Consider the following 16,052-nt stretch of genomic DNA (forward strand, 5'->3'; position numbering starts at 1 on the left):
GCCCAGCTCGCGGCCGTCGAACTGGCCCGCGACCACGCGCCGCCGATGGAACGCGGCCCGCTCATCGACGGCGTGCGGCGCCTGCGGGAGCAGCTCGACGAGGGCCTCAACGGCTACCGCAGCCTCGTGGCGGCGGCGGGCCGGGTCGTGGCCGCCAGCTCGTCGGCGGGCCCGAAGCAGGAACTGGCCGACGCCACCGACCACCTGGCAGGCCTGGCAGTGGCACTACGGGAACTCACTCCGCCTAGCTAGCCAGCTAGCCCGCCTCCCCGGCCTTAACAGTGTTGGTCGCGTTCCAGCGAACGGTGCGTGTGGTCAGTGGTTGGTGGTTGGCTGCCGCCACGTTCCCCTGAGGTGCGGTTGGGTTGTGTTGGGCTTTGTTGCACTGACCCGTGGTCATCTTGTTCGGTGGTTGATTTGCCGGACCAGGCCCGGGCCGTGGTAGATGAAGCCCGTGTAGAGCTGTACCAGGGCTGCGCCCGCGTCCAGCATGCGTAGTGCGTCGTCCGCGGTGTGGATGCCGCCAACGCCGATGATCGGCAGGCCGCCGTTCGTCTCCTTCGCCACGAACGTCACCACCTCCAGCGCACGCGCGGTCAGCGGGCGGCCGCTCATGCCGCCCGCCTCCGCGCCGCGGGGCTCGTCCCCGGGTGCCAGCCCTTCGCGGGACAGCGTCGTGTTCGTCGCGATCAGGCCCGCCACCCGGTGCGCCACGCACACCTCCAGGACCTCGCCGATCGCCTCGTCCGTCAGGTCCGGGGCGATCTTCACCAGCAGCGGCACCGACGTCCGCAGCTCACCCAGGAGCGTGTCCAGCGCGGCCTTGTCCTGCAGGCCACGCAGCCCCGGCGTGTTGGGGGAGCTGACGTTCACGGCGAAGTAGTCCGCGTGCGGCTCCAGCGCCCGCAGCGACCGCCGGTAGTCGTCGACGGCCTCCGCCACGGAGGTGGCCTTCGACTTGCCGATGCTCACGCCCAGCGGAACCTTCAACGGCCCCAGCGCCTTCAGCCGCGCCGCGAGCGCCTCCGCGCCGCCGTTGTTGAAGCCCATCCGGTTGATCACGGCCTCGCTCGCGGGCAGCCGGAACAGCCTCGGCTTCTCGTTGCCCGGCTGCGGGTGCCACGTCACCGTGCCCACCTCGACGAACCCGAACCCGAACGCGGGCCACGCGCGCAGCGCGCGGCCGTCCTTGTCGACCCCGGCCGCGAGCCCGACCGGGCCGGGGAACCGGATGCCGAACACGGTCCTGGGCTCGGCCCTGCCGAAGTACCGTCGCAGGCCGGCCACGGCAGGCGGCACGGCACCGATCCTGGCGGTCATCGCCACCGTGCGCTCGTGCGCCACCTCGGCGTCGCCGCCACCCATCCGGAACAATGCCCGCCGCACAACCCGCTGGTAGACCACCAGGGCATCGTGTCATCGCGCTGAAGGCGGCAGGATGGGGGTGTGCCTGCCGACCTGGATTCCGCCGCCGACGAGCTGTACGCCGGTGCCCGCGAGGACTTCACCCCCCGCCGCAGGGAGCTGGCGAAACAGGCCAAGGCCGACGGGGACGCCACGCTGGCCGCCGCGATCGACAAGCTCGCGAAGCCGACGACGTCCGCGTGGCTCGCGAACCAGCTCGCTCACGACCCGGACGCGGGTGTCGACGAGGTCGCCGAACTGGGAGACGAGTTCCGGGAGGCGCACGCGAACCTGTCGGGCGCGGACCTGCGGACGCTGTCGCAGCGGCGCACCAAGCTCGTCAACTCGCTGGTCCAGGCCGCCGGGAAGCTCAACGGGGCGGCGCTGACCGAGGGCGTCACCCGTGAGCTGGAGGAGATCTTCACGACCGCCATCGCCGACGCCGAGGTCGCGCGGGTCCTGATCGCGGGCAGGCTGGCCTCGGCGAAGGACCTGGCCGCGGCCGCCGCGGCGTGGCCGTCCTCCGAAGCGACCGGCGTGGTGCCCCGGCGCGCGCCGAAGACCCCCAAGAAGGAGCGCACGTCCCGCGAGGACGCCGATCTGGAGCGGAAGCGGGCGGCCGCACGTCAGGAGCTGGACGACGCGCGGGCGGCGGTCAAGGAGGCCGAGGCCGACCGCACGGAGGAGGAACGGATCCTCGTCGAGACACAGAAGGCGGTGGAGGAGGCGACCGAGCGGGTGCGCCGGATCTACGAGGAGCTGGACGCCGCCGAGGCCGAGGAGAAGGAGGCGCGGCGCCGCACCGGTTCGGCGAGCCGGTCGGTGAAGGACGCCGAGCGCAGGGCCGGGAGCGCGTGGCGGAAATAAAACAGCCCCCGGGCCGACTCCTGCTCGCGCAGGCCCAGGGGCGGACTAGGTCCCTGAGAGCACCGGGGGCTGGGTGACTGCCTGGAATTCGCCGACCACACCGCGCGTCTCCGGCACCGGCGAACCGGTGTCATGCCGTGTTGCGCAGCCGGCCAAACCATGTCCGTTTGGGTGGTCCTTAGCGGACAGCCACCTCACGAGTCCTATGGGAATTCACCGTTGGACCACCTCCTCTCTCGTGTACAGCCGACATTACGGCCGTCCGAGCGAACCGGCAAAGAGATTTCTCGCGAGCCGGCCCACGGCGCACAACGGAACAACTACAGCGAGGTGTCCCTCGCCCGTACGGGTGAGGTAGATTCGTGAGCCAACTACTAGTGGTCGCTGGACGCTCACCCTAAGGACATAGATGGGGTCCACCCTGCAAAGCGGTCACGGTCGGATGGCCGTCGGGGCCGTCGTGGGGGCGGTTACCTGCACGCTCTTCGCGCTCGGCGCGCTCACGGACGCCGACCGGCCGGTGGTCGACCCCTCCGAACTGGGCGCGGTGGAGCCGATCCCGCCTGCCTCGCGGTCGACCAGCCCCACCGCGACCAGCACCACGACGGCTTCGTCGTCATCGTCGGCCGAGAGCACCACCACGACCACGACGACGACCACCACCACGACGACCACGACCGAGCAGGCGCCACCGCCCGCGCCGATCACCACGACGACCACCACGACCACGACCCAGCCGCCGCCACCACCGACGACGACTACCACCCACTGCCCGTGGGTGATCTGCGTCGGATAGCAGAAAGTCGTCCAGAAGTAGACGGAAATCAGGTCCAGCGCCAAGCAGCACGCGCCTCAGGGGAACGTGACGGCAGCCAGCCACTAACCACTGATCATCCGCGCCGTGCGCTGGAACGTGACCAACACTTGTGAACTCCGGGGAGGCGGAACAGCTCAGCCGTCCTGGACTACCCGCTCGTCGGCGTCGACGTCCGTGTCGGCATCCTCGTCGTCGGTCCTGATCACCGGACGCGGCCGTGACCTGCCGATACTGCGCAACAACCGCGCCAGCAACAGGTTCAGCGCCAGCGCCACCTCACGCGACCCCGGCGTGCCCCACGCGTGGATGGGCAGGCAGGCGCCCTGCGCCTGCTGCACCGCGAGCCGGTCGGGCAGCGCGACCGGCATGACGAGGGTCCCGAAGTGCTCACGCAGCTCCTGGATCCGGTACTGGTGCTCGTAGGACTGCGGCCGCACCCGGTTCACCACCACCCCCAGCGGCGACAGGCGTGGGTTGTGCTTCTCGGCGACCTGCTCGACCGCCTCGAACGCGCGCTGCGCGCCGGACACCGCGAACAGCGTCGGCTCGGTGACGAGCAGGGCCCCGTCCGCGGCGATCAGCGCCGACTTCGTCAGCCGTCCGAGTGATGGGGGACAGTCGAGCAGCACCAGCTGGTAGGGCAGCTCGTCGTCCGACAGGAGGTGCTCCAGCTCCTGGAGGGCTCTGCTGAGCTTCTCGAGGCGCCGGGGGTCGGGGTCCTGGTCGTTGAGCAGTTCGAGGTCCTCGGAGCCGACCAGGACATCGACCTCCTCGCCCCAGCCGCTGCGCGAGATCGCGTCCCTGAGCACCGCTGGCCGCGGCGTCTCGAGCACGTCGGCGAGGGTCGCGTCCGTGTCGCCCGGGTCGAGCGTCGCGGTCGCGTTGCACTGCGGATCGAGGTCCACGACCAGGGTGCGCGCGCCCCGGCGCTGCGCTGCCGAGGCAAGGCCGAGCGCGATGGTCGTCTTGCCGACGCCACCCTTGAGGCTGAGCACTGCCACCGTTTGCACGCTATGCACCCTACGGGGCCTACGCTTTCGGTTCATGCGACCGGATGCTGTTCGCCTCGCGCTCGACACCGAGCTGACCGCCGCGCGGCGGCGCCGTGGCGGCGAGCCACCACGTGTCCTCGACGTCGGTGGAGGTAGCGGCGTCCTCGCGGTTCCGTTCGCGGCAGCGGGCTGCGTCGTGACCGTCGTCGAGCCGAACCCGAACGCGCTCGCGACCCTGTCCCGCCGCGCCGCCGACGCCGGGGTGCACGACCGCATCACCGCGGTCCAGGCCGACAGCGACGCCCTCGGCGAGGTGGTGCCCGCCGGTTCGGCGGACGTCGTGCTCGCGCACGGTCTCCTCGAGGTGGTCGACGACCCGAAGAACACGGTCGCCGCGATGGCCGACGCGGTCGCACCGGGCGGTGTGGTGTCGGTGCTCGTCGCGAACAGGACCGCCGCGCTGCTGCACCGCGCGGTCGCGGGCAGGCTGGCGGAGGCCGCCGCGCTCGCCGACGACCCGGCGGGCATCCTCCCCGAGGAGCCGCTGCTGCGCCGCTTCGACACCGACGGCCTGGTGGCGCTGCTGACCGACGCGGGGCTGACCGTGGAGCTGGTGCAGGGGCACGGGGTGCTCAGCGAGCTGGTGCCGGGCTCGGTGCTGCAGCAGGACACCTCCGCGCAGGACGCGCTGGCCGCGCTGGAGCTGAAGCTGGCCCCGACCGCGCCGCTGCGGGACATCGCGGCCCGGCTGCACGCGATGGCCCGCCGGGGGTGATCACCGGCCCCGGTCGATCCCGTCGAACAACGCCGCGGTCTGCCCGGCGGTGCCCATGGCCCAGCGTCCGGTGCTGAGCAGGGCCAGCACCAGCACGCCGGCGCCGAGCGCCAGCACCAGCCACCACACGCCCCGCGCCGCGTCGGTGAACGCCGTCCCCGAGCCCACGATGGTCCCGGCGATCGCGACGCCCAGCGTGGTGCCGGTCTGCCTGCCGGTGGACGCGACGGACGCGGCCAGCCCGGCCATCGAGCGCGGCATGCCGGACACGGCCGTGTTGGTGATCGGTGGGTTGATGGTGCCGAGGAAGACGCCGAACAGCAGGTAGACCGCGAGCACGGCGGGCAGCGGGGCGTCCGGGCCGAGCAGGATCGACGCGCCACCGCCCAGGGCCAGCGCGGTCCCGGCGACCACCAGCGGCACGCGTGGCCCGTGACTGCCGACCACCCGGCCCGCGAGCGGGCCGAGGACCAGCACCAGCACGCCCACCGGCAGCAGGCACAGACCGGCCGCCAGCGCGCTCATGCCGCGCACGTTCTGCAGGTACAGGGTGGTGACGAACAGGAAGGCGGCGAACCCGCACAGGCTCAGGACGGCGATCAGGATCGCCGAGCTGAACGGCACGCTGCGGAACAGCCGCAGCTCCAGCAGCGGATCGGTGCGGCGCGCCTCGTAGCGGAGCAGCCCGGCCGCGCCGAACGCCGCGACCGCGAGCAGCCCGAGGATCACCGGCGACGTCCAGCCGAGCGAGGTGGACTCGATGATCGCGTAGACGAGGCTGCCCAGCACGAGGACGACGAGGACCTGTCCGACCGGGTCGAACCGGCGCACCCGCGCGGCCCGCGACTCCGGCACGAACAGCGTCGTGCACACGAGCGCCGCCACCACGATCGGCACGTTGATCCAGAAGACGGCCCGCCAGCCGAGCCCGTCGACCAGCGCGCCGCCGAGGATCGGGCCGAGCGCCAGCGCCAGCCCGGACATCGACGCGAACACGCCGATCGCCCGCGCCCGCTCGGCGGGCACGGGAAACGTCGTGGCGACGATCGCCATGGCCACCGGGTTGAGCATCGTGCCGCCGACGCCCTGCACCGCCCGCGCCGCGACCAGCCAGCCGATGCCCGGCGCAAGACCGCACAGCAACGACCCGAGCCCGAAGGTGGCGAGCCCGATCCGGAAGACCCGCCTGCGGCCGAACCGGTCGGCCGAGGACCCGGCCACCAGCAGGAAACCGGCCAGCACCAACGTGTACGCGTCGACCGTCCACTGCAGACCGGACACCGAGGCGGCCAGGTCGCGGCGCATGTCGGGGAGCGCGACGTTGACGATGGAGATGTCCATCACGACGACAACGATGCTGGCGCAGCAGATCGCGAGCACCAGGAACCTGCGGCGGCGGCTGAGTTCGGTCACACCGGAACGTTAGGGACTGGAGCGCGCTTCAGGTCAACTCTGTCGGTGGTCTCTGCTTAGCTGCACGCATGGGTCGGAGCGGGGATCTGCCACGTGGGCTGGTGGATCGCTACAAGGCGCGGGACGGGCGGTGGCCGGATGACACCGGCTGCCCGGTGCTGCACGTGGACATGGACGCGTTCTTCGCGTCCGTGGAGATCAGGGAGCGGCCGGAGCTGGCGGACAAGCCGGTCGTGGTGGGTGGCACTGGCGGGCGCGGGGTGGTCAGCTCGGCCAACTACCTCGCGCGGACCTACGGGGTGCGGTCGGCCATGCCGACGGCACACGCACGCAGGCTGTGCCCGCAGGCGGTGTTCCTGCCGCCGACGTTCTCGCTCTACACGGAGGCGTCCTCGGGTGTGATGGCGATCTTCCGGGAGGTCACGCCGCTGGTTGAGCCGCTCAGCCTCGACGAGGCGTTCCTGGACGTCGCGGGTGCGCTGCGGCGGCTGCGGATGACACCGGGGGAGATCGGCGAGCAGGTCCGGGTGCGGGTGGCCGCCGAGTGGGGCATCACCTGCTCGGTTGGGGTGTCGTCGACGAAGTTCGTCGCGAAGCTCGCGTCCGGTTTCGCGAAGCCGGACGGGATGCTCGTCGTGCCGCGCACGGACATCATCGACTTCCTGCACCCGCTGCCGGTGTCGGCGCTGTGGGGCGTTGGCAAGAAGACGGCGGAGCGGCTGTCGGCGATCGGGCTGAACCGGGTGGCCGACGTGGCGGCCATGCCGCTGGCCCGGCTGAAGCGCGCGATCGGGGTCGCGGCGGCTGAGCACCTGCACACGCTGGCCAACGGTCACGACGACCGCGCGGTGGTGCCCGAGTCGGTCGAGAAGTCGGTGGGTGCGGAGGAGACGTTCGAGACCGACCAGTCCGACCGCGAGGTGGTCAGGCAGGAGCTGTTACGCCTGTCCGAACGCACCGCGTCGACGCTGCGCCGCAGGGACCTGCGCGGCCGCACCGTGTCGATCAAGGTCCGCTTCGGCGACTTCACGACGATCACCAGGTCCCGCACCCTCCCGGTGGCCACGGACGTCACGCAGGAGATCTACCGCACCGCGTGCCGCCTGCTCGACGAGCAGACCCCGCCGGGCGCGGTCCGCCTGATCGGCGTGCGCATGGAGCAGTTGGAGGAGGGCACGGCAGGCGGCCAGCAGCTGCTGCTGGACTCCCCGGAACGCGGCTGGCGCGACGCCGACCAGGCGGCGGACCAGGCCCGCGCCAAGTTCGGCGGCGCCGCCATCCGCCCCGCGACGTTGCTGACTCCGCGCACCGGGAAAGGCCGCTGATCCGGCGGCGCACCCCCGGTGGTCAGCAGTCGTAGAGGCTGTTCGAGTGCACGCGTTCGCAGTAGCGGACGTGCAGGTGGTTGTCGTGGTTGGCGTACTGGGTGGTCAGGCCCTCGTCGATCAGGACCGGGTCGTTGAAGAAGACCAGCTTCACGTGGCCGGGCGCGGCCGAGCGGATCGCCTGCACGAGTGTGCGGGTGGCCGCGCGGTCGTAGGTCGCCGACTGCCACGTGATCCGGCCCGCGGTGCACTGGGCGTTGTCGGTGCGGATCGGCCACACGTCGATGTCCATGCCGACCGCGTGGCTGCCGTGGCCCGGGATCGTGCCGCCGTGCTCGAACCCCGCGTCGCCGAGCGGGAGCTGGCCCTGGCCGGTCGCGGCGAACGTGGTCGCGGCCTTCTCCAGCTGCGCGACCGACGCCGAGGTGGCCCAGTTCGCCGTGCCGTTGCCGTCCGGGTCCTTGTCGCAGAAACCCGCCGCCATGTTCGGGTATCCGTAGTGCCACACCAGGTTCCGCCACGTGGTCGGGCCGGCCACGCCGTCGACGCCGATGCCCGCGTGGGACTGGAAGTCGCGGACCGCGGCCGTCACGCTCGCGTCGAACACGCCGTTGACCGGCAGCGACAGCCTGCGCTTCTCGTTCAGTTCGACCTGGAGGGCGCGCACCGCCGAGCCGCTCGCGCCCTGGCTGATCTGCGGTGCGAGCGCCGCCCACGTCGCGGGGCCGACGATGCCGTCGACGCCGAGCCCCTTCGCGGTCTGGAACGCCCGGACCGCGGCGGTGGTCCCCGAGCCGAACACGCCGTCGGCGCTGAGCGACTGGCCGTGGTGGATCAGCAGGTGCTGGATCGCGAGCACGTCCGCGCCGCGGTTGCCCGTGTTCTGGGTGTGGAAGAAGGCGTTCGGGTAGGCGATTGCCGGGGTGCCGGAACAGAGCACGGCGAGCACGGCGAACAGGAGGACGAGGACTCGACGCATGCTCACGAACATTAACGAGTTCCTGTCAATAATCCACGAGGTAGCATTCCCAGTTATGGTGCCCGTCGGCAACCTGATCCTGCTGGTGGTCGTGGTGACCGCCCCGACGTTGCTGTTCTGGACCCTGTTGCGGGTCCCCAGAACCGTCGACGCGGTGGGTGCCTACCTCCGCAGGCGCCGCCGCGGCCCCGAATCCGCGCGCCCGCCCATCGAACGGCTCGCCGCCGACCTGCGCCGGGTGCACCGCACGCTCGCGGACTTCCCGCCAGGCACCCCCGCACTCCGGCGCCGCGCCACCCGGGAGGCCTACGACGCGTTGCTCGTCCAGGCGTGCGCCGCGGTCGACGTGCCGCACCGGCTCGACCGCCTCGGCGAGGGCATGGACCGCGAGGTGGAACGGCTTCGCGTCGAGGAGGCCCTGCGCTCCTCGGGTGTCCGCGTCAGCTGACCAGCGCGGGCAGTACCTCGCCGAGCGGGCCGCGCAGCACGATCGCCGCCATGTCGTCATACGGCGTCTCCGACGCGTTGCAGATCACCACGGTCGCGCCCGCCCTGGCCGCGATCCCGACCAGTCCGGCCGCGGGTTGCACCGACAGCGAACTGCCGACCGCCAGCATCAGGTCGCTCGCCAGCACGGCGTCACGGGCCGCTTCGAGCACCGCCCTCTCGAGCGGCTGTCCGAACGAGATCGTCGCCGACTTGAGGATCCCGCCGCACACGCGGCACGTCGGGTCGGGGTTGCCCGCCGCCACCCGTTCGAGTGCCTCGGCCATCGGCCTGCGCTCGTTGCACTGCAGGCACACGGTGTCCCGCATCGAGCCGTGCAGCTCCAGCACCGCCGCCGAGCCCGCCCGCTGGTGCAGCCCGTCGATGTTCTGCGTCACCAGCGACACCAGCCGCCCGGCCCGCTCCAGCGCCACCAGCGCCCGGTGCGCGTCGTTCGGCCGCGCCTGCCACACCGGGTGCGTCAACCGCGCCTGCCAAGCCGCGCGCCGCACCTCCGGGTCGTCGCGGTAGGCCTGGAAGCTCGACAGCCGCTCCGCCTTCGGGTCACGGGTCCACAGCCCGTTGGGCCCTCGGAAGTCCGGGATGCCCGAGTCGGTGGAGATGCCGGCGCCGGACAGCACGGTGATCCGCTTCGCCTCGGACACGACCGCGATGCCGTCGGCCAGTTCGTCGGGCTCCCTCACCAACTGCCACCTCCACCACCGCCGCCACCGCCGCCACCGCCGCCGACACTGCCGCCGCCGGAGGACCCACTACCCGAGTATCCGCCGCCGGAGCCACCCGACGACGACCCGGTGACGGTCGTCAGCACGGTCGAGCTGAGCGCCAGGTAGCCCGCGGTCTCCGTGACGCCGGAGGTAGATGGCGGCAGCGACGCGTCGACCATCGCGTCGTTCCACCGGTCCAGCTCGCCGAGCGCGACCGCCCACGCCGAGTACAGCCGCAGCTCGCCCCGTTCGGCCGCCTCCCGCGCGTGCCTGCCCTCGGACGCGGCGAAGAACCGCCGGAAGCCTTCGACCAGCTGCCGCCGGGCGAAGCCCTCCTGCGTGCGGATGGGCAGCTCTCCGGCGTTCAGGCTCATGCTCACACCCGCGCCGGTGAACAGACCCGACACCGCGGCGACGAGGTAGCCGATGTCGTCGGTGTAGTCGGTCGTGAGCAGCCCGATGGCGCCCGCGATGACGGCGAGCACCGCGAGTGCCTGCACCCACGACGCGACCCGCCGGTTGCGCTTCTCCTCGGCGTGGTCCCACAGCTCGCAGGTGGACCGCCACTCCTCCAGCTCCTTGGTGACGCGCTGGAAACCCTCGGCGAACCGCTTGTCGTGCTTGCCGAGCGTGATCTTCGCGCGCCGGTTGAACATCGTGCGCAGCGGCGCGGGCGCCGACTCCCACCGGTCGTCGGGTGCCGTCCAGCGCAACCGTTTGCCGTCGTCCTCGATCGTGAACCAGCCGTCCATCGACTGCTGCGTCAGCCACGCCACCACGTGGTTCTTCTCGGCCTTCTCGACCAGCAGCACACCGCCCTGCGCGGGCGTGAGGTCGCGAGGTGGCTCGAACTGCATCGTGACCTGAGCTTCGGCGGTCATGTCGGCGATGCGCGCGGACGCCATGCCCGGCCCGCCGAAGACGGCGTCGATGCCGCCGCCCGCCCACGCGCGGTCCCGGCCCCGCCGCCGCGCCCACAGCACAGGCGGGATCGCGCCCAGCACGAACCCGGCGGCGCCGAAACCCAGGACGCGCCAGATGATCGTCCAGTGGGACCGGCCGTCGGTCAGCTCGACGTCGTCCGGCAGCGCGGTGCGCACGGGGCCGGCCGGTGCGCCCGCCAGGGTGCCGTCGATCGTGACGCCCTGCCCCTCGTCCAGGCTCTCGACATGCGCGGTCACCACGTCCCCGCCGACGTCGAGCGTCTCGCACGGCGTCTCGCTGGACGCCGAGCCCCGGTAGCAGCCGACGCCGGTGAGCTGCCGTGGCGCCGTGAGGCGGAGGTCGGCGCTGTCGATCGGCACGTCCCAGCCGGTGCCGATCATGTCGAACCCGAGGCGGTTCCCGTCCGACGCACCGGTGATCCGGTACTCCAGCACGTACCGGTGGAGGCCGCTCACCTCGGCTGCCGGGCCGCCGACCTCGATCTCCGCGTCACCTTGGAGGCCGGTCAGCTTGAACTCCGCGGGTGCGGACGCCGACCGCACACGGACGTCGGACACCACGTCCTCGTCAAGGCTGGACACCCCGTAACCCGGGAAGTCGCGATCGATCCCGTGCCGGTCGTTGCTGCCGAAGTCGTAGTCGATGGTCTCGCGGACGAGTGCGGAGCCGTCCTCCTGCACGGCGACGTCCACCCCGTAGTGGTGGATTCGCTCGGATTCGAGCCCGAAGCTCGTGACGATGCCCGCGCCAAGGGCGAGCAGGAGTCCGAAGACGACGATCGCGCCGATGGTGGCGCGCCGCCGGGGCCTTGTGAACGAGTTGGCCAGCACCTGTCCCCCTAGTGTGTGCCGGCCCAGGTCAAGAGGCGGTCCGCCGGCCATGTGTTGATCACCCGATCGGGTGATATTCCGCATTCCTCGGCTCGCTCGCAGCCGTACGGCAGCCAGTCCAGCTGGCCGGGCGCGTGCGCGTCGCTGTCGATCGAGAAGACGCAGCCGATCTCGTGGGCGAGGCTCAGCAGCCGCCTCGGCGGGTCGAGACGGTCCGGTCGCGAGTTGATCTCCACGGCCACCCCGTTGGCCTCGCACGCGGCGAACACGGCCTCGGCCTCGAACTCCGACTCCGGCCGCTGCCTGCCCTTGACCTTCCGGCCCGTGCAGTGGCCGAGGATGTCCAGGTGCGGGTTCGCGACGGCGGCCAGCATGCGGTCGGTCATCTCGTCGCGGCCCATCCGCAGCTTCGAGTGCACGCTGCCGACCACCACGTCGAGCCCGGAGAGCAGTTCCGGCAGCTGGTCCAGCGAGCCGTCGTCGAGGATGTCGACCTCGATCCCGGTCAGGAGCCGGAACGGCGCGAGCTCGGTGTTGAGGTCCGCGACGACGTCCAACTGCTTGCGCAACCGCTCGGCACTCAACCCGTTCGCGACCGTCAGTCGGGGGGAGTGGTCCGTCAGGACCATCCATTCGTGCCCCAGAAGGATGGCGGCTTCCGCCATTTCCCTGATCGGGCTGCCGCCGTCGGACCAGTCCGAATGGGTGTGGCAGTCGCCGAGCAGCTCCGCCCGCATGGCCTCGCCGCCTGCGACCGGCACGAGCCCGCCCGCCAGGAGTCGTTGCAGGTAGGCGGGTGCTTCACCGCGGGCCGCCTCGGTGATCACGGTGGCGGTGGTCCTGCCGATACCGGGCAGCGAGGTCAGCGTCCCCGCACGTAGGCGGTCGGCCAGCTCCCCGTCAGGCAGACCGGCCACCACGGCGGCTGCCTTCCGGAACGCCTGGACCTTGTGCGTCGGTTCGGCCGCCCGCTCCAACAGGAACGCGATCTGCCGCAACGCGGTCGCCGGCTCCACTCAGCCCACCCGAGAGGGTCGGAACGGCCCTGTGACACACTCGCGAAGGGCCGGGTTTTGCTGATGCATACGACCATGATTCCGGATCGGGTAGTCGCGGAGGCTCGCGGCTCGTATCCTGGAGGTGACGCCCCCACCGCGGGGCGCCCGCCGGGTCCGGCGGCCAAGACCCGTGATCGCCCGGCGCTCGCGACCGCTGTGCCGGAGGAGGAACGAATGCCACTCTCCGAGCACGAGCAGCGACTGCTCGACCAGATTGAGCGTGCGCTTTACGCCGAGGATCCCAAGTTCGCATCCAGCGTGCGGGGTGCCCGTCTTCGGCGCCCCTCCCGGCGTCGACGCCTGCAGGGCATCGCGCTGTTTGTGCTGGGTGTCGCGCTTCTGGTCCTCGGAGTCATCCTGCCGCTGAAGCCTGGCGGTGTCCCGGTAGTCAGCTTGCTCGGCTTCCTGGTCATGTTCTTCGGTGCGTTGCTCACGCTCTCCGCCATGCGAAATGGCGGTGCGGAAGGCGAGGAGCCCACCGAGGGCGAGAGCGGCGGAGGCTCGCCGAAGGCGCGCCGAAGCTCGTTCTCGCAACGGATGGAGGACCGCTTCCGCAAGCGGTTCGACGACGGACCGTAACTGGAGAACGACGGAACGTCGGGTGTCGTGCGACACCCGACGCTCTTCTGCGCGTGACTTCCGACGCAACTTCGATGACTTATCGCCCGCTACCAGCCACCATCGGCTATGGCTCTCGTCACAGCGATGGAGGTAGGCCGTGGTTTTGCGCATCCCCGAGCACGCACAGTGGGCCCGACTGGTGGAGCGGGTCGCCCAGGTGGCACCGGACGGATTCGCCGGTGACCGGCTGAGGAACCTGTACGAGGGACGGTGGCAGGATGGCGGCGAACGCTCGCCGATGGTGTCCCCCGTCGACCAGTCCACGATCGGGCAGCTGTCCAAGGTCGACGAGCCCACCGCGCTGAAGGCGGTCGCGGCCGCCCACCAGCAGCACCGGGACTGGGGTGAGGTGCCGCTCGCCGAGCGCAAGGCCAGGGTCACGGCCGCCGTCGACGCGATGACCGACGCCCGCGACGACCTCGCGCTGCTACTCGCGTGGGAGATCGGCAAGCCGTGGAAGCTCGCGTGCGCCGACGTGGACCGCGCACTGGACGGCGTCCGCTGGTACGTCGACAACATCGACTCGATGCTCGCGACCGACGCGCACGGCCGCCCGTTCGAGCGGGCCCCGCTGCCCGGCCCGGTGTCCAACATCGCGAGCTGGAACTACCCGATGTCGGTGCTGGTGCACGCGGAACTGGTGCAGCTGCTGGCGGGCAACGCGGTGGTCGCGAAGACCCCGACGCAGGGTGGCGCGGTCTGCCTCACCGTCGCACACTCGCTCATGAACGACGCGGGCCTGCCGGTCACGCTGCTGTCCGGTGACGGCTCGAAGCTCTCCGGCGCGCTGGTGCGGTCGATGGAGATCGGCGCGCTCGCGTTCGTCGGCGGCCGCGACAACGGCGGCAAGGTCGCCGCGCAGCTCGTCGACACCGGCAAGCGGCACATGCTCGAGCAGGAAGGCCTGAACACCTGGGGCATCTGGGAGTTCTCCGACTGGGACGGACTCGCCGCGCACCTGAAGAAGGGCTTCGAGTACGCGAAGCAGCGGTGCACCGCCTACCCGAGGTTCGTGGTGCAGCGCGACCTCGTCGACTCGTTCCTCGCGGCGTACCTGCCGGTGGTGCAGTCGATCAGGTTCGGTCACCCGCTCGCCGTGGACGAGTCGGGTGAGCTGCCCGTGCTCGACTTCGGCCCGATGATCTCCGCCGCCAAGGCGCGGGATCTCGCCAAGCGGGTCGACGAGGCACTGCATCACGGTGCCGTGCCGCTCTATCGAGGGTCCCTCGATCAGGGCCGGTTTCTGCCGGGGCAGGACACGTCCGCGTACGTCGCGCCGACCACGCTGCTCGCCCCGCCCGGCGCGGCGCGGCTCATGCACGAGGAGCCCTTCGGCCCGGTCGACACGATCGTCGTGGTCGACACGAAGGCCGAGCTGCTGGCGCAGATGAACGCGTCCAACGGCGCGCTCGTCGCGAGCATCGCGTGCGATGACCAGGAACTGGCGACGGAGCTGGCCGAGCACGTGCAGGCGTTCAAGGTCGGCGTGAACAAGCCGCGTTCACGTGGTGACCGCGAGGAACCGTTCGGCGGCCGGGGCGGCTCGTGGAAGGGCGCGTTCGTCGGTGGCGAACACCTGGTGCACGCGGTCACGCAGGGCCCGGAGGACGAGCTGCTGTACGGCAACTTCCCCGGCTACAACCGGTATCCGGCGGTCTGACCGCCGGTCTCACCGCCGCGCCAGTGCCACCAGGTACCGGCAGGGCGTGTCCGTTCCGTTGACGAACGCGCACGCCTGCGGCGGGCCGAGCTGGAGGCAGTCACCGGCGGCCAGGTGGTGGTCGGTGGCGCCTTCGCGGAAGGTCAGGGTGCCCGCGATGACCCAGATCTGCTGGTGTGCGTGCGCGTAGGTCTCGGCGGGGAACGCGACCTCCGCGCCGGCGGGCAGTTCGACCTCGACCAGTTCGAGCGGCCCGCCCGCGGCGGGGGAGACGGCGCGGCGGGTGTAGCCGCTGCCTGGGTCGGTCCAGGTGGGCTGGTGCTCCCTGCGGGCGAGGCGGTTCTGGTCCTGTTCCGCGCGGGCGACGAGTTCCGACAGCGTCATGCCGAGCGCGGCCGCGAGGCGGGCCAGCAGTGCGGCGGTCGGCTGGGTCTCGCCGCGTTCGACTTTGCTGATCATGGCGCGGGAGACGCCGGACCGGTCGGCGAGCGCGCCGCCGGACAGGCCGCGTGCCTGTCGGGCGGCCTGCAGCGTGGTGGCGATGGCAGTGCTCAGCGCGTCGGTCATGGCTTCACAATAGTGGATGTGGTGTCTACTATCTTCGACATGTTGGTTCGCGATGCGGAGCAGGCCGGGGACGCGGCGGCGTGCGCGGCGATCTACGCGCCGTACGTGCGGGACACGGCGATCACGTTCGAACTGGACCCGCCGTCCGAGGCGGAGATGGCGGCGCGGATCTCCTCGGCGCGGCAGACGCACGCCTGGCTGGTGGCCGAGGACGGCGGCCGGGTGGTGGGGTACGCGTACGGCGGCGAGTACAAGTCGCGCGCCGCGTACCGGTTGTCGTGCGAGGTCAGCGTGTACGTGGCGCTGGACAGCCACCGAAGCGGCGCGGGCCGGGCCCTGTACACGGAGCTGTTCGAAAGGCTGGCGACCCGCGGCTTCCACATGGCGGTGGCAGGCATGACCCTCCCCAACGAGGCCAGCGCAGCCCTGCACAAAGCCCTGGGCTTCACCAAGGTAGGCACCTACCGAGAAATAGGCTGGAAAAACAACACCTACCACGACGTCACCTGGACCCAACGCCCCCTAACCCCAACCCACCCCTAAAACCCCGCGAGTCCACGGTTCGGAACCCGCGAGTCCACGGTT

Annotated in this window: 17 protein-coding genes; 8 read left to right on the forward strand and 9 right to left on the reverse strand. The window is 71.3% G+C overall.

The features are described 5' to 3' along the window. On the forward strand, positions 1 to 252 hold a 252-nt coding region (pspM, locus tag WBA97_RS29085), incomplete at its 5' end, for a phage shock envelope stress response protein PspM (protein WP_424234144.1). A 144-nt stretch (positions 253 to 396) separates the two neighbouring features. On the opposite strand, the gene WBA97_RS29090 is transcribed toward pspM, so the two are convergent. Beyond that, positions 397 to 1,404 carry a quinone-dependent dihydroorotate dehydrogenase gene (locus tag WBA97_RS29090; RefSeq protein ID WP_424234145.1) on the reverse strand — a complete coding sequence of 336 codons (1,008 nt, stop codon included), beginning with the start codon at positions 1,402 to 1,404 and terminating at the stop codon, positions 397 to 399. A gap of 42 nt (positions 1,405 to 1,446) precedes the next feature. On the opposite strand from WBA97_RS29090, the gene WBA97_RS29095 reads away from it, so the two are divergent. Beyond that, complete coding sequence (locus WBA97_RS29095) at positions 1,447 to 2,271, forward strand: hypothetical protein (RefSeq protein ID WP_424234147.1); 825 nt, start codon at positions 1,447 to 1,449, stop codon at positions 2,269 to 2,271. A gap of 432 nt (positions 2,272 to 2,703) precedes the next feature. Here WBA97_RS29095 and WBA97_RS29100 read toward each other — a convergent pair whose 3' ends face one another. Continuing rightward, positions 2,704 to 3,111 carry a hypothetical protein gene (locus WBA97_RS29100; RefSeq protein WP_424234148.1) on the reverse strand — a complete coding sequence of 136 codons (408 nt, stop codon included), beginning with the start codon at positions 3,109 to 3,111 and terminating at the stop codon, positions 2,704 to 2,706. A 111-nt stretch (positions 3,112 to 3,222) separates the two neighbouring features. Then, entirely contained in the window at positions 3,223 to 4,098 is an 876-nt protein-coding gene (locus WBA97_RS29105) for a ParA family protein (protein WP_424234149.1), read from the reverse strand. A gap of 34 nt (positions 4,099 to 4,132) precedes the next feature. Between WBA97_RS29105 and WBA97_RS29110 the strand changes: the two genes are divergently transcribed. Continuing rightward, a complete protein-coding gene (locus tag WBA97_RS29110) occupies positions 4,133 to 4,855 on the forward strand; it encodes a class I SAM-dependent methyltransferase (protein ID WP_424234150.1) in 723 nt (240 codons plus the stop codon). Here the strand turns inward: WBA97_RS29110 and WBA97_RS29115 are convergent, their stop codons facing one another. Beyond that, complete coding sequence (locus WBA97_RS29115; RefSeq protein ID WP_424234151.1) at positions 4,856 to 6,268, reverse strand: MFS transporter; 1,413 nt, start codon at positions 6,266 to 6,268, stop codon at positions 4,856 to 4,858. 68 nt (positions 6,269 to 6,336) lie between these two features. On the opposite strand from WBA97_RS29115, the gene WBA97_RS29120 reads away from it, so the two are divergent. Continuing rightward, entirely contained in the window at positions 6,337 to 7,593 is a 1,257-nt protein-coding gene (locus WBA97_RS29120; protein ID WP_424234152.1) for a DNA polymerase IV, read from the forward strand. Between the two features lie 22 nt (positions 7,594 to 7,615). On the opposite strand, the gene WBA97_RS29125 is transcribed toward WBA97_RS29120, so the two are convergent. Continuing rightward, positions 7,616 to 8,572 carry a penicillin-insensitive murein endopeptidase gene (locus WBA97_RS29125; protein WP_424234153.1) on the reverse strand — a complete coding sequence of 319 codons (957 nt, stop codon included), beginning with the start codon at positions 8,570 to 8,572 and terminating at the stop codon, positions 7,616 to 7,618. A gap of 55 nt (positions 8,573 to 8,627) precedes the next feature. On the opposite strand from WBA97_RS29125, the gene WBA97_RS29130 reads away from it, so the two are divergent. Continuing rightward, positions 8,628 to 9,020, forward strand: a complete 393-nt coding sequence (locus WBA97_RS29130) for a hypothetical protein (protein WP_424234154.1) — start codon at positions 8,628 to 8,630, stop codon at positions 9,018 to 9,020. Here WBA97_RS29130 and WBA97_RS29135 read toward each other — a convergent pair. Genes WBA97_RS29135 through WBA97_RS29145 form a run of 3 tightly spaced genes read right to left on the reverse strand, consistent with a single transcriptional unit; the run spans position 9,013 to position 12,577 of the window. Next, positions 9,013 to 9,765, reverse strand: a complete 753-nt coding sequence (locus WBA97_RS29135; protein WP_424234155.1) for an SIR2 family NAD-dependent protein deacylase — start codon at positions 9,763 to 9,765, stop codon at positions 9,013 to 9,015. The genes WBA97_RS29130 and WBA97_RS29135 overlap by 8 nt on opposite strands. Next, entirely contained in the window at positions 9,759 to 11,561 is a 1,803-nt protein-coding gene (locus tag WBA97_RS29140) for a DUF2207 domain-containing protein (protein WP_424234156.1), read from the reverse strand. The genes WBA97_RS29135 and WBA97_RS29140 overlap by 7 nt, the downstream gene beginning before the upstream one ends. Positions 11,562 to 11,569: 8 nt before the next feature. After that, on the reverse strand, positions 11,570 to 12,577 hold the full coding sequence (locus WBA97_RS29145) for a PHP domain-containing protein (RefSeq protein WP_424234157.1): 1,008 nt from the start codon (positions 12,575 to 12,577) through the stop codon (positions 11,570 to 11,572). A gap of 216 nt (positions 12,578 to 12,793) precedes the next feature. Between WBA97_RS29145 and WBA97_RS29150 the strand changes: the two genes are divergently transcribed. Further along, positions 12,794 to 13,198, forward strand: a complete 405-nt coding sequence (locus WBA97_RS29150) for a DUF3040 domain-containing protein (RefSeq protein ID WP_424234158.1) — start codon at positions 12,794 to 12,796, stop codon at positions 13,196 to 13,198. Between the two features lie 139 nt (positions 13,199 to 13,337). Next, positions 13,338 to 14,900, forward strand: coding sequence for an aldehyde dehydrogenase family protein (locus tag WBA97_RS29155; protein WP_424234159.1), 1,563 nt, complete (start codon positions 13,338 to 13,340; stop codon positions 14,898 to 14,900). Between the two features lie 9 nt (positions 14,901 to 14,909). On the opposite strand, the gene WBA97_RS29160 is transcribed toward WBA97_RS29155, so the two are convergent. Beyond that, complete coding sequence (locus WBA97_RS29160) at positions 14,910 to 15,467, reverse strand: helix-turn-helix domain-containing protein (protein WP_424234160.1); 558 nt, start codon at positions 15,465 to 15,467, stop codon at positions 14,910 to 14,912. A gap of 39 nt (positions 15,468 to 15,506) precedes the next feature. Here WBA97_RS29160 and WBA97_RS29165 point away from each other — a divergent pair, with 39 nt between their 5' ends. Beyond that, the gene (locus WBA97_RS29165; protein ID WP_424234161.1) at positions 15,507 to 16,010 is read left to right on the forward strand and encodes an N-acetyltransferase family protein; all 504 of its coding nucleotides are present in this window, start codon (positions 15,507 to 15,509) and stop codon (positions 16,008 to 16,010) included. The last annotated feature ends 42 nt before the right edge of the window (positions 16,011 to 16,052 follow it).

The sequence above is a fragment of the Actinophytocola sp. genome (assembly GCF_049647105.1).
Lineage (GTDB): Bacteria > Actinomycetota > Actinomycetes > Mycobacteriales > Pseudonocardiaceae > Actinophytocola.